Annotated in this window: 11 protein-coding genes; 2 read left to right on the top strand and 9 right to left on the bottom strand. The window is 61.8% G+C overall.

What is annotated here, in order from left to right; translation table 11 throughout:
- Positions 1–53 precede the first annotated feature (53 nt).
- From urtD to urtA, 4 genes are all read right to left on the bottom strand, one after another.
- Positions 54–800 (bottom strand): urea ABC transporter ATP-binding protein UrtD, encoded by a 747-nt coding sequence (urtD, locus tag CIT26_RS12130; protein WP_095492802.1) that lies wholly within the window; start codon positions 798–800, stop codon positions 54–56.
- A gap of 3 nt (positions 801–803) precedes the next feature.
- Complete coding sequence (gene urtC, locus CIT26_RS12125; RefSeq protein ID WP_095492801.1) at positions 804–2,027, bottom strand: urea ABC transporter permease subunit UrtC; 1,224 nt, start codon at positions 2,025–2,027, stop codon at positions 804–806.
- A complete protein-coding gene (gene urtB, locus CIT26_RS12120) occupies positions 2,024–3,646 on the bottom strand; it encodes an urea ABC transporter permease subunit UrtB (RefSeq protein WP_095492800.1) in 1,623 nt (540 codons plus the stop codon). The genes urtC and urtB overlap by 4 nt, the downstream gene beginning before the upstream one ends.
- Positions 3,647–3,771: 125 nt before the next feature.
- Positions 3,772–5,082, bottom strand: coding sequence for an urea ABC transporter substrate-binding protein (gene urtA, locus CIT26_RS12115; protein WP_095492799.1), 1,311 nt, complete (start codon positions 5,080–5,082; stop codon positions 3,772–3,774).
- Between the two features lie 301 nt (positions 5,083–5,383).
- Here urtA and CIT26_RS12110 point away from each other — a divergent pair, with 301 nt between their 5' ends.
- Positions 5,384–5,779: a hypothetical protein gene (locus CIT26_RS12110; RefSeq protein ID WP_095492798.1), complete on the top strand. Its 396-nt coding sequence runs from the start codon at positions 5,384–5,386 to the stop codon at positions 5,777–5,779.
- 59 nt (positions 5,780–5,838) lie between these two features.
- Here the strand turns inward: CIT26_RS12110 and CIT26_RS12105 are convergent, their stop codons facing one another.
- From CIT26_RS12105 to CIT26_RS12095, 3 genes are all read right to left on the bottom strand, one after another.
- On the bottom strand, positions 5,839–7,410 hold the full coding sequence (locus CIT26_RS12105) for a GMC family oxidoreductase (protein WP_095492797.1): 1,572 nt from the start codon (positions 7,408–7,410) through the stop codon (positions 5,839–5,841).
- A 46-nt stretch (positions 7,411–7,456) separates the two neighbouring features.
- Positions 7,457–8,005: a Twin-arginine translocation pathway signal gene (locus CIT26_RS12100; RefSeq protein ID WP_095492796.1), complete on the bottom strand. Its 549-nt coding sequence runs from the start codon at positions 8,003–8,005 to the stop codon at positions 7,457–7,459.
- A gap of 64 nt (positions 8,006–8,069) precedes the next feature.
- Positions 8,070–8,465 carry a VOC family protein gene (locus tag CIT26_RS12095; RefSeq protein WP_095492795.1) on the bottom strand — a complete coding sequence of 132 codons (396 nt, stop codon included), beginning with the start codon at positions 8,463–8,465 and terminating at the stop codon, positions 8,070–8,072.
- A 263-nt stretch (positions 8,466–8,728) separates the two neighbouring features.
- Between CIT26_RS12095 and CIT26_RS12090 the strand changes: the two genes are divergently transcribed.
- Positions 8,729–9,034 (top strand): ribbon-helix-helix domain-containing protein, encoded by a 306-nt coding sequence (locus CIT26_RS12090; protein ID WP_095492794.1) that lies wholly within the window; start codon positions 8,729–8,731, stop codon positions 9,032–9,034.
- On the opposite strand, the gene CIT26_RS12085 is transcribed toward CIT26_RS12090, so the two are convergent.
- A complete protein-coding gene (locus CIT26_RS12085) occupies positions 9,031–9,741 on the bottom strand; it encodes a purine-nucleoside phosphorylase (RefSeq protein ID WP_095492793.1) in 711 nt (236 codons plus the stop codon). The two genes, CIT26_RS12090 and CIT26_RS12085, sit on opposite strands and share 4 nt — an antisense overlap.
- An 85-nt stretch (positions 9,742–9,826) precedes the next feature.
- The gene (gene cckA, locus CIT26_RS12080; RefSeq protein WP_095492792.1) at positions 9,827–12,397 is read right to left on the bottom strand and encodes a cell cycle histidine kinase CckA; all 2,571 of its coding nucleotides are present in this window, start codon (positions 12,395–12,397) and stop codon (positions 9,827–9,829) included.
- Between the last annotated feature and the right edge of the window lie 360 nt (positions 12,398–12,757).

Genomic DNA, 12,757 nt, shown 5'->3' with positions numbered 1-12,757 from the left:
ACGCCTGAAGAACGAAAGGTCGAAATGATGGAACGGAACGCGCCAGACCATGATCATCTTCCCAGATAGACTTCGACGACACGCTCGTCGGCCGATACGAAATCGAGCGAGCCTTCGGACAGGACAGAACCTTCGTGCAGGCAGGTGACCTTGACGCCGAGCTCGCGCACGAAATGCATGTCATGCTCGACGACAATGACCGAGTGGTCGCGCGCAATATCCTTGAGCAGCCGCGCGGTCTCCTTGGTCTCGGCGTCGGTCATGCCGGCGACCGGTTCGTCGACCAGCAGCAGTTTTGGATCCTGCGCCAGCAGCATGCCGATCTCGAGCCATTGTTTCTGTCCGTGGCTGAGATTGGCGGCGATTTCGCTACGCTTGTCGCCAAGCCGGGTGATGCCGAGGATGTCGTCGATCTGCCGCACTTCCGCGGCCGAGCGGCGGTGGAACAGCGCCGGGAAGATCGAGCGTGGGCCTTTCAGCGCCAGCATCAGATTCTCCTCGATCGTGTGGCTTTCGAAGACGGTCGGCTTCTGGAATTTCCTGCCGATACCCATCATGGCGATCTCGGCCTCGTCATGTTTCGTCAGGTCGACCTCGCCGTCGAAGTAAACCTCGCCCGCGTCGGGCCGCGTCTTGCCGGTGACGATATCCATCATCGTGGTCTTGCCGGCGCCGTTGGGACCGATGATCGCCCGCATCTCGCCCTTGTCGAGCACCAGCGACAGATTGTTGATGGCGCGAAAGCCGTCGAAGGAAACCGAGACGCCGTCGAGATAGAGGATGGTGTTGCTCTTCGACATCGCTCACTCCGCCGGCTGCGGTTCGGGGCCGGACGCCGACCAGTCGCCGGGCGTCCTCGCGGCACTGCGAACGATCTTCGGCGGCGCCGGGACATCGGGATCGGTGCCGGCGATCGAGGCCGCACGCAGCGCCTTGGCGTTGCCGCGCCAGGAATCCCACATGCCGACAATGCCCTTGGGCAGGAACAGCGTGACGGCGACGAACAGTCCGCCCAGCGCAAACAGCCAGAACTCGGGCAGCACGCCGGTGAACCAGGATTTGCCGGCATTGACCACGAGCGCGCCGATGATCGGCCCGACGACGGTGCCGCGCCCGCCGACGGCCGCCCATACCACGACCTCGATCGAATTGGACGGCTCGAACTCGCCTGGATTGATGATGCCGACCTGCGGCACGTAGAGCGCGCCGGCAATGCCGGCCATGACAGCCGACACGGTGAAGGCGAACAGTTTGACGTTCTCCGCCCGCCAGCCGAGAAAGCGCGTTCGGCTCTCGGCGTCGCGCACCGCCATCAGCAGCTTGCCGTATTTTGAACCGACGATTGCCCAGGTGACGAAGACGGCGAGCGCTAGCGTGACGGCGCTGGCCGCGAACAATGCCGAGCGTGTCGCATCGGCCTGCACGTTGTAGCCTAGAATATCCTTGAAATCGGTCAGGCCGTTGTTGCCGCCGAACCCCATGTCGTTGCGGAAAAACGCAAGCAGCAGCGCATAGGTCATCGCCTGGGTGATGATCGACAGATAGACGCCGGTGACGCGGCTGCGGAAGGCGAACCAGCCGAAGACGAAGGCGAGCAAGCCGGGCACCGCAAGCACCATGATCGCGGCAAACCAGAACTGGTCGAAACCGTACCAGAACCACGGCAATTCCCTATAGTTCAGGAACACCATGAAGTCCGGCAGCAGCGGATTGCCGTAGACGCCGCGCGAACCGATCTGGCGCATCAGATACATGCCCATCGCATAGCCGCCGAGCGCGAAGAAGGCGCCGTGGCCGAGCGAAAGGATGCCGCAATAGCCCCAGGCGAGATCGAGCGCCAAGGCGAGCAGCGCGTAGCAGAGATACTTGCCGGTGAGCGCGACGACATAGGACGGCACGTAGAACGCACTCGTCGGCGAGACTGCAAGATTGAGCAGCGGCACGATGATGGCGACCGCCAAAAGGATGAAGATCGTGATGGCGATGCGGCGGTCGGCGCCGGCGGCGAAGAAGCGTCCCGTGATCATGCTTCCACCGACCTGCCCTTCAGCGCGAAAAGGCCGCGCGGGCGCTTCTGGATGAACAGGATGATGAGGACCAGCACGACAATCTTGCCGAGGACTGCCCCGGCATAGGGTTCAAGGAATTTGTTCACGATGCCGAGCGAGAAGGCGCCGACCAGCGTGCCCCAGAGATTGCCGACGCCGCCGAAGACGACGACCATGAAGCTGTCGATGATGTAGCCGCGGCCGAGATTGGGCGAGACATTGTCGATCTGGCTGAGCGCGACACCAGCGATGCCTGCAATGCCAGACCCCAATGCAAAGGTCAGCGCGTCGACCCATGGTGTCCTGATGCCCATCGAAGCGGCCATGCGGCGGTTGGCGGTGACGGCGCGCATCTGCAGGCCCCAGGGCGTGCGCTTCATCACATAAAGCAGCACCGCGAACACGCCGAGCGCGAATACCAGTATCCAGAGCCGGTTCCAGGTCACCGCGAGCTGGCCGATATCGAACGAACCCGACATCCATGACGGGTTGCCGACCTCCTGGTTCGTCGGCCCGAAGATGGTGCGCACGGCCTGCTGCAGGATCAGCGAGACGCCCCATGTCGCCAGCAGCGTCTCCAGCGGCCGGCCGTAGAGGAAACGGATCACGCCCCGCTCGATGACGAGGCCGACGAGTGCCGCGACCGAGAAGGCGAGCGGCAGCGCGATAACCAGCGACCAGTCGAACAGGCCGGGAAAGGAGTTTCGGATCACTTCCTGCACGACAAAGGTGGTGTAGGCGCCGAGCATGACCATTTCGCCATGCGCCATGTTGATCACGCCCATGACGCCGAAGGTGATGGCGAGGCCGATCGCCGCCAGCAGCAGCACCGATCCGAGCGAGATGCCGTACCAGATGTTCTGGCCCGCATCCCACAGCGCCAGCGTCGAATTGATGTTGGCGATCGCCGCCGTCGCCGCGTCATTGACCACGCCTTCGGAATTGGCCTCGACGGCGGTGAGCAGGGACAGCGCGTTGCGTTCGCCACGCGCGCCGATCAGGGCGACCGCCGCGAGTTTCTCGGTCTCCGGCCGGTCGGAAACGAGAACCGACGCCGCGCGGGCCTGTTCGAGCAGCGCTTTGACGCTTGCCACGGTTTCGCTGGCGATTGCGGCATCGAGTGGCTCGATGTTTGTGGCATCGGGCGTCTTGAACATGGTGTCGGCGGCAGCAATGCGCGCAGCCGGATCTTTTGCGCCGAGCGTCAGCGTGCCCAGCGCATCGCGGATGGCGCGGCGCAGCGTATTGTTGACCTTGATCTTGGTGATCTCGCCCTTGGCCGCCTCGCCGGACTTTTCACCGCTCAGCGGGTCGAGCAGCTCAACGCTGCCGCCACCTTCCTTACCGATGAAAACCAGCGAATCGGCCTTGCGAACGTAAAGATCGCCCTCCGCAAGCGCGCCCAGCGGGCGTTCGACGGCAGTATCACCGGTGGCCGCGAGCTCGCGCACGACAGCTTCGGTGGCCGAAAAATTCGAGGCAGTGGCAAATTTGGCGATGATGGCGCGCAGATCCGCTTCGGCAGCGTTCGACGGCGACAGCATCCCCAGGAGGAGGAGGAGGAGCAGCAGCAGGCCGATCGCGCGGGTGAAGATCATCGATTTCAGGCGACTCTTGAAGGGTTGAACTTCGCGTCCGGGCGGGCTGGAGGAGAGGAGGAGCTCGCCCGGACGCGTCGCGGTCTAGGTCGTGGAGAAACCCACGACCGTTAGACCCGGGAGGATCAGTTGGTTCCCTTGCCGCCGCACTTGCCGGTGGCAACATTGAAGTTGCCGCAGGACAGAGGCGCGCGCCAATCGGAGATCAGGTCCTTCGAATCAGCCAGATAGTCAGACCATTCGTCACCCATCACCAGGCCGGACGTCTGCGAGACCGTCTCGAACTGGCCGTCGGCCTGGATTTCGCCGATCAGCACCGGCTTGGTGATGTGGTGGTTCGGCATCATGGTCGAATAACCACCGGTCAGGTTCGGCACCGAGACGCCGATCACGGCGTCGATGACCTTGTCAGGATCGGTGGTGCCGGCCTTCTCAACCGCCTTCACCCACATGTTGAAGCCGACATAGTGGGCTTCCATCGGGTCGTTGGTGGTGCGCTTGTCGCTCTTGATGAACTTGTGCCAGTCGGCAATGAACTCCGCGTTCTCGGGCGTATCGATGCTCTGGAAATAGTTCCAGGCGGCGAGATGACCGACGAGCGGCGTGGTATCGAGACCGGCAAGCTCTTCCTCGCCGACCGAGAAGGCCATGACCGGGATGTCCTCGGCCTTGATGCCCTGATTGCCGAGCTCCTTGTAGAACGGCACGTTGGCGTCGCCATTGACGGTCGAGACGACGGCGGTCTTCTTGCCGGCCGAGCCGAACTTCTTGATCGCCGAGACCTCGGTCTGCCAATCGGAGAAGCCGAACGGCGTGTAGTTGACCATGATGTCTTCGGCGGCGACGCCCTTGGCTTTCAGATAGGCTTCGAGGATCTTGTTGGTGGTGCGCGGATAAACGTAGTCGGTGCCTTCAAGCACCCAGCGTTTCACCGAACCGCCGTCCTCGCTCATCAGATAGTCGACGGCCGGAATTGCCTGCTGGTTCGGCGCCGCACCGGTGTAGAACACGTTGCGCTCGCTCTCCTCGCCCTCATACTGGACGGGATAGAACAGGATGTTGTCGAGCTCGCTGAACACCGGCAGCACCGACTTGCGCGACACCGAGGTCCAGCAACCGAACACCGCCGCGACCTTGTCCTTGGAGATCAGCTCGCGCGCCTTTTCGGCGAACAGCGGCCAGTTCGAAGCCGGATCGACGACGACCGCTTCGAGTTTCTTGCCGAGCAGGCCGCCCTTTGCATTCTGCTCTTCGATGAGCATCAGCATGGCGTCCTTCAGCGTCGTCTCCGAAATCGCCATGGTACCCGACAGCGAGTGGAGAATACCCACCTTGATCGTGTCGTCAGCCGCCCTGGCCGGGACACTCATCAGCAGGCCGGCCGTGACCGCGCCTGCCGAAAACATTTTTGTTATTGTCGAGAAACTGCCCCTCATATCTCAAAACTCCCTAGCTGATTGATCGCATCGCAAACAGACCATGCAACGGCTGTGCCAACCGCGGGAGCAAAATTAAATTGCTTGGATTTCCCAGCCCTATCAGCCGGTTAATATATTAGCCGCCAAAGATAAGCGCCGCCGCCGGTGCTCTGCTTTAGAAAAAACTTCCCACTCTCGCCTAATTTTTGATCACTCGCGAATTAATGCACCAGTTTTGAGCAGAACCCGATCGAAGACGGCGAACCGTTGCAGCGCAGCAGGAAAATGGGGCAAGTTCGATCTTCAAACGAGCGACGTCATGGCCTCCAGGATTTCTTGTATTTTCAGCACCATGCTTCTGGCTGCAGCGAGCGGCAGTGCACGCGCCGACTTCACCGACGGCAAATTGCCGGACGGCACCTATCACTGCGAAGTCTATCTGCTTGGCATGTTCCTCAGCCTTGGCGACATCACCATCAAGGGGAATGTCTATAGCGGCCCGGTGACCTTCGGAACCGCCCGGCAGGGCTACAACTATCAGATGGATGCAAGCGGCGAGATCACCTGGTTGGGCCCATTGGGCGGCTATACGACCGGCGGCAACTCGATCTCGCTCACGCAAGCCACCCTGGATGGTCAAACCAGCCCGTCCTTCGACATCATCATGAAGCAGCCTGACGGCGCCTTCACCGCCTCGACCTGCACAAAGCGTTGAACAGCCGACAAGAAGAGGCGCGAAACCTTGCGAGGTTCCGCGCCGGCAGGAGGGTACGGCTAAATGCTCTTGGCCGACATCTGTTCGGCAATATAGTCGGCCTGACGGATCGCCAGCGACACGATCGTCAAAGTCGGATTTTCAGCGCCGCCGGTGGTGAACTGGCTGCCATCCGACACGAACAGGTTCTTGATGTCGTGCGCCTGGCCATGCTTGTTGACGACGCCGTCGGCCGCCTTCTCGCTCATCCGGTTGGTGCCGAGATTATGGGTCGACGGATAGGGTGGCGTCGGGAAGGTCCGCGTCGCCCCGACCGCCGCGTAGAGCGCCGAGCCCTGCTTGTAGGCGTGGTTACGCATCGCCGTGTCGTTGGCATGGTCGTCGAAATGGACGTCCGCCACCGGCATGCCGTGCTCGTCCTTGATATCGGCATGCAGCGTGATGCGGTTTTCCTCGCGCGGCATGTCCTCGCCGACGATCCACATGCCGGCCATATGGTCGTAGTGGTCGAGCGCCGTGGTGAAGGAACGTCCCCAGCCGCCGGGATTGAGGAAGGCGGCCATGAACGGCAGGCCGAGCGACAGCGTCTCTAGCTCATAGCCGCCGACGAAGCCGCGCGAGGGATCATTGCGGGCCTCGTCGCGAATGATACCGGCCATGGTGGTGCCGCGATACATATGCACCGGCTTGTCGAAGACGCCGTAGACCGAGCCGGTGGTGTGGCGCATGTAGTTCTTGCCCACCTGCCCCGACGAATTGGCAAGGCCGTCGGGAAACTGGCTCGATGCCGAATTGAGCAGCAGCCGCGGACTCTCGATCGAATTTCCGGCGACGGCGACGATGCGGGCCTTCTGTTCCTGCAGTCTGCCGTCCTTATCGGCATAGACGACGCCAGTCACCTTGCCGCCAGCGTCGTGGCTGATTTTGAAAGCCATGGCGTTTGGCCTGACCTCGAGATGGCCGGTCGCCTCGCCCTTGGGAATTTCGTTGTAGAGCGTCGACCATTTGGCGCCCCATTTGCAGCCCTGGAAACAGAAGCCGGTCTGCTGACAGGCATTGCGGTCGTCGCGCGGCTCGGAATTGATTGCCATCCGGCCGGTGTGGCACTCCTTGTAGCCGAGCTTGTCGGCGCCAGCCTTCATCACCTTGAAGTTGTTATTGCCGGGAAGGCCTGGGATGTTGTTGGTGAGCGTCACGCCTAGTCTGTCTTCGGCCTTTGCGTAGTAGGGCTCCAACTCGGCAAGCGTGATCGGCCAATCGAGCAGATTCGCGCCTTCCAATTTTCCGTAGGTCGAAAGCGTTTTGAATTCGTGCTCCTGAAAGCGCAGCGAGGCGCCCGCCCAGTGCGTGGTCGAGCCGCCGACCGCCTTGACAATCCATGCCGGAAGGTTTGGGAAATCCTTCGCCACCCGCCAGTCGCCCGAGGTCGTGCGCTTGTCCGTCCAGGCGAGTTGGGCGAATGAATCCCACTCGTCGTTGATGAAATCCTCATATTCGTGGCGGGCGCCCGCCTCCAGGATGACGACATCGATCCCCTTCTGGGCGAGTTCGTTGCCGAGCGTGCCGCCGCCGGCACCCGAGCCGATGATGACGACCACGCCGTCGTTCTTGAGATCAAATGGTGCTGCCATGGTTTCCTCCCATGATGTCTGTTGTGTGCGGTTTGGGACGATGGGATCAGAGCCACTCGATGTCGTCGAACCCGCGCGCCATGTAGCCGCCCTTGGAGTAGGACTCGCCCTCGTAGCCGAAGATCGGCCAGACCTCTTTCTGGTTGTAGAGGCCGACGACCAGCCCGCCGCGGACGGCCTGAAAGAACGGCGTGTCCTCGATCTCTCTCAGCACCGCAACGCGCTGCTCCTCCCAGCCGAGACCGGTGTAGCCGTCCTTGCCCGACTTCAAGTCGAGCTCGGCAATGCCTTTTTCGATAAGGTCTTTGTGGGCGGGGTCTTTGCCGGCCTGCTCGTCATGGGCCTTGACGGCGATTGCGTAATATTTGTCAGGCACCTGGTCGTGCGGGTAGATGTCGCGCGCCATCTGGATCAGGGTTGCCATGGTTTCGGGCTTGAGCGCGGATGTCTCGAGGCCCCATGCATGTTCCGGGCTGATGACGGCACTGCCCGAAATCACCAGCAACGCGCCAACACCGCCGCGCTTCAGAAGCTCGCGGCGCGATAGCCCGGGCTTCCTTTCATGGGCCGGCTTTCTCTCATAAATCGTGACCATTTGTTCCTCCCTTTGCTTGCTGTTCGCACCCGAAGGTGCCTGGCTGGCGCGGCCGTAATGTCTCCTATTTGAACCGGCCCTGACGCTGCAGAACCTCGATCTTGTAGCCGTCGGGATCCTCGATGAAGAAGAAGCGCGCGAGCAGCGCTCCGTCGCGGTTGAACTCGACGATCTTCTTCGGGCTCAGGCCAAGCGCGCCGAGCCGGTCATGTTCGCTGTCCAGATCGGCGACCGAAACCGCGAGATGGCCGTAGCCGTCGCCGAGCGCATAAGGCTCCTGGCGGCCCTTGTTGACGGTGAGCTCGACTTCCAACCCCGCCTCGGCATTGCTCAGATAGACGAGCGTAAAGGTTTCGAAATCGAGCCGTTCAGCAACATCCAGTCCAAAGGCTTTCCGGTAGAAGTCGACGGACCGGGCCTCGTCCAGAACCCGGATCATGGTGTGGATCGCCTTCGCCAAATGACACTCCGTTGCGGTAAGCGCGATGTGCGCGTCGGCGTGATTATGCGCGGGTTGCGGCAAAGGTGGTGGCAGCCGATTACCACGCGCTAATCTAACGACGGGGTGGCAAACCGCCTAAGGACGAAAGTCCGATTGCTGTTTTCCGCTTTCCGGCTGAAGATAATTGGCCGCAATTAGGCACTGCTCAAAGGCGCGAATCGGTGCTGATTGCGCCTAAAATCAACAAGAATGGCCAAGACCAATAAGAACGGGAGGTAACGATGTGCAGGGTTTTTGCCGGGCAGGATCCGGAGGGTTACCGGCAGATCAATCGATCGATCCGCATCGACGGGCACTCGACGAGCATCCAGCTCGAGTCGACGTTCTGGGCATTGCTCGACGAGATCGCCGACAGCCAAGGTTTAACGACGCCGAAATTCATCTCGAAGCTCTATGACGAGGCCATTGAGATCAATGGCCAGATTCCGAACTTCGCCTCGATGCTGCGCACGACCTGTGCTCTCTATCTGCGCGGCCATCGGCCGGGCATCGAAGAACACACGGCCCCGAAGCGGCAAGCAGCTTAACTTTCGATCGCAACATCGAGTGCCAGCCGGGTCATATCGGTGAAAAGCGCCTGGCGTTCGGAATAGTCGGTTTGCTCGCCGGTCACCACATTGTCGACGACAGTCAGCATCGACAGGGCCTGGGCGCCGAAATGCGCTGCGATGCGATAGAGCGCACTGGTTTCCATATCCACGGCCAGCGCGCCCTGTGCCTGTGCTTCGGCGAAGCGATCGCGCCCCTGGGGATGATAGAATATATCGCTGCAGATGGTCAGCCCGGCCTGATGTTCGATGCCGATTTCGGCAGCCCGCGTCAATGCCTGGGCATAAAGCTCCGGATCGGGGCCGGCATCAGCACCGTAGAGCCCAAAGACCTGGCCGCTCTCTGCACTTTCACCGCGCACCGACTGCGAGATCACCAGGCTGCGCAGTTTAACCGCCGCCGTCAGGGCGCCACAGGTGCCGGTGCGGATCAGTGTCCTGACGCCATGGAAGTCCAGCAATTCATGCGCGTAGATCAGGAATGACGAGACGCCGATGCCGGTGGACTGGATGCTGACGGGCTTGCCGCGAAACAGGCCGGTAAAACCGAGGGCCTCCCTTCGACGGTTGACGCAGCGCGGCGCCTCCAGAAAGGTTTCCGCCATCCATTCGGCACGCTGCGGATCGCCCGGCAACAGCACTGTTGCGGCATAATCACCCTTGCCTGCCTCGTTGTGCGGCGTCACGGCATGCTCCCCCAAAACCCGCCGCCCGTTTCGTCATAATCATGGCAGTCTCACGCCATTTCGCAAGTGCGAGAATTAGTATGCCCTAAGATTCCAGTACATCCTTGACGATTGTGGCCAGTTGCTTGAGCGAAAACGGCTTCGGCAGGAAACCGAAATGCGCGTCTGCCGGCAGGTTTTTGGCGAACGCATCCTCGGCGTAACCGGAAACGAAGACGAATTTGATGTCGGGTTGCCGCTTGCGCAATTCGCCAAGCAGCGTCGGCCCATCCATCTCAGGCATCACCACGTCGGAAACGACAATGTCGACCTTGCCGCCGAGCGCCTCGAAGACTTCCAGCGCCTCGACGCCCGAGGACGCTTCGTGGACGGTGTAACCGCGCGACGTCAGCGCCCGCATGCCGCCCATGCGCACGGCATCCTCGTCCTCGACGAGCAGCACCGTGGCCGAACCCGACAGATCCTTGGCAGCGTCGGCGATCTTTGTCGGTGCAGCCGGCGCCTCGCCGGGCTCGCCTGCCTTTCTCGCCTCTGCAATGTAGCGCGGCAGGAAAATGCGGAACACCGATCCCTTGCCGACCTCGGAATCGCAGAAGATGAAGCCGCCTGTCTGCTTGATGATGCCATAGACCATGGACAGGCCGAGGCCGGTGCCCTTGCCGACCTCCTTGGTGGTGAAGAAGGGTTCGAAAATCTTCTTGAGGACTTCGGGGGCGATGCCGCTGCCGGTGTCTTCGACTTCGACCACCACGTAATCGGCCGGCGCAAGTTCGCGGTAGGGAAGGCTTTTGCTCTCTTCTGTCGTCACGTTCCGGGTGCGCACGGTGAGGTCGCCGCCGGCCGGCATCGCATCGCGCGCATTGACCGCCAGATTGACCACCACCTGCTCGAACTGCCCGATGTCGACCTTCACCGGCCACAGATCGCGGCCATGATCGACCTTCAGCTTGATGTCGCTTCCGACCAGGCGGGCCAGCAGCATCCGCAGGTCGGCAAGCACGTCGGTCAGGTTGAGCACCTCCGGCCGCAGCGTCTGCTTGCGCGAGAAGGCCAGAAGCTGCCGCACCAGCGACGCCGCCCGGTTGGCGTTCTGCTTGATGTTCATGATGTCGGGGAAGGACGGGTCCGACGGGCGGTGGTTGGTCAACAAAAGGTCCGACGCCATGATGATGGCGGTCAGTACGTTGTTGAAGTCGTGTGCGATGCCGCCGGCAAGCTGGCCGACCGCCTGCATCTTCTGGCTTTGCGCCATCTGGCCCTCGAGCGCCTTCTGCTCGGTGGTCTCGACGGCATAGACGATAGCCGATTCTTCGGCGCCCTCGCCGGTGCCGTCGGCAACCGCGTTGACGTAGAAGCGCATGTGCCGTTCTTCATTGCCGGGCAGCAGCGTATCGATCGGTTCGATGTCGGCCTGCCTTTGTCGCGCTTTTTCGAACGCCGCGGCAAAGGCGGGCCGGTCGCGCTCATGGATCACCGTGTCCAGCCGCACGCGCCGATCGACCGCGTCCCCGTCGACGACGGAGGAAAACAGCGACAGGAAAGGCGCGTTGGTGCGCAAGATGCGCCCGCTGTTGTCGACCGCCGCTATTGCCATCGGCGTCGAATTGAAGAAGCGGGTGAAGCGGATCTCCGAGGCGCGAAGATCGGCGGAAGCGTCCTCACCTTGCGTCCGGTTGAGCACGATGGTGCGCGTCGGACCGTTGACACCCTCGCGGCTGGCCGAGACCCTATGCATGAAACGCACGGGCAGCGCCTCACCTTTCACCGTCGTCAGATCGAGATCGATGACCGCATTGCGCGTGGTGCCGGGATCGGCCTTGACTGAGCGGACCAGCGCCATGCCGTCGCCCGCGACGATCTCCGGAAGCGTGACGGCACCAGGCGTGAAGCTCGTCAGGTCGATGCCCAGCCACTCCGCCAGCGTGGCGTTGATATAGGTGACGCGGCCTTCCTGGTCGGCCGAAAAGAAGCCGGCCGGCGCATGGTCGAGATGGTCGATGGCCTCCTGCAGATCGAGGAAGAATCGCTCCTGCTCGGCCCGTTCTTCCGAGATGTCGGCGAGTTGCCAGGCGAGCAAGGGCAGCCGCTGGCCCGGGACGCTGAAGGCCCGGGCGCGGGCACGGTACCAGCGCGCGCCCGGCTCGGCGCCGGGTCGAATGGATTGCGCAAGCCGAAACTCCCCGTCGCCGGGCTGGCCGTCGCGCAGGCCGGAGGCGAGCCGGTATATGGTCACCGAGGCCTCGGGAACGTCGGACAGCAAACCTTCGACCGTCTTGAGATCCGCCGCGGACGCCGCGCCCGTCATGTCGGCATAGGCCCGATTGGCGTAGACGACACGACCCTTGGTGTCCGTGACCAGAAGACCTTGCGACATCGAATCGACAAACGCTTTCGACAGCTCGTCACTCGTCGAGCGCGGTGTGATCTGCACGAAGCCGATGGCGGTGGCGAACAGGAAGCCGACGCCGATCATCGCCAGCACACCAAGCATTCCGAGCAGGAATGGATCGCCAAGACGTTCGCGGAAAAGGCCGAAGACGATCGCGGCGCCGGTCAGGACGACGATGAAGACGATGAGCCGGGTGACCGCGCCCGGTCGCGTGTTCTGGTCAACGATCGGTACCGGATAGAAATCGCCGCGCGCTTCCTTGGCCATATGCCCCCTGCTCGTGAAATCCGGTACTTGCCCCTGCCCGGTTGAATCACATTCTCAGGGTCCGGAAAAGGCCTTGGCGGCAAATGTCCGCTAAAAATGACGCCCGTTCTGCGCCTGGTGTGGTGAAACCGAAATTCGCATCACCTTGGTGCAACGCGGAGCGAATTTCGGATTCATCACACCAGCAACTTGCTGAAAATCCAGTGTGGTGGATTTGAAGTGGGAACGCTGACGCACTCAATTCGCAGGAACTTCAAATCCACCAGATTGGCGTTTCAAGCTGTTCAAGAAGCGCGAAAGGCAACTTGCAGGGGCGTGCCGCAACAGTCTAGTGTCACTTTTCTTCGAAAGCCGATACGG

Source organism: Mesorhizobium temperatum, from assembly GCF_002284575.1.
Taxonomy (GTDB): Bacteria; Pseudomonadota; Alphaproteobacteria; order Rhizobiales; family Rhizobiaceae; genus Mesorhizobium; species Mesorhizobium temperatum.
This window is presented reverse-complemented; position numbering and strand designations above follow the sequence as displayed.

What these genes read in the sequence shown, in the direction of transcription:
- urtC (WP_095492801.1), bottom strand. Translation starts at nt 2,027, where the DNA reads ATGATCACGGGACGCTTCTTCGCCGCCGGCGCCGACCGCCGCATCGCC.
- CIT26_RS12110 (WP_095492798.1), top strand. Translation starts at nt 5,384, where the DNA reads ATGGCCTCCAGGATTTCTTGTATTTTCAGCACCATGCTTCTGGCTGCA.
- CIT26_RS12105 (WP_095492797.1), bottom strand. Translation starts at nt 7,410, where the DNA reads ATGGCAGCACCATTTGATCTCAAGAACGACGGCGTGGTCGTCATCATC.
- urtB (WP_095492800.1), bottom strand. Translation starts at nt 3,646, where the DNA reads ATGATCTTCACCCGCGCGATCGGCCTGCTGCTGCTCCTCCTCCTCCTC.
- cckA (WP_095492792.1), bottom strand. Translation starts at nt 12,397, where the DNA reads ATGGCCAAGGAAGCGCGCGGCGATTTCTATCCGGTACCGATCGTTGAC.
- urtD (WP_095492802.1), bottom strand. Translation starts at nt 800, where the DNA reads ATGTCGAAGAGCAACACCATCCTCTATCTCGACGGCGTCTCGGTTTCC.
- urtA (WP_095492799.1), bottom strand. Translation starts at nt 5,082, where the DNA reads ATGAGGGGCAGTTTCTCGACAATAACAAAAATGTTTTCGGCAGGCGCG.
- CIT26_RS12090 (WP_095492794.1), top strand. Translation starts at nt 8,729, where the DNA reads ATGTGCAGGGTTTTTGCCGGGCAGGATCCGGAGGGTTACCGGCAGATC.
- CIT26_RS12100 (WP_095492796.1), bottom strand. Translation starts at nt 8,005, where the DNA reads ATGGTCACGATTTATGAGAGAAAGCCGGCCCATGAAAGGAAGCCCGGG.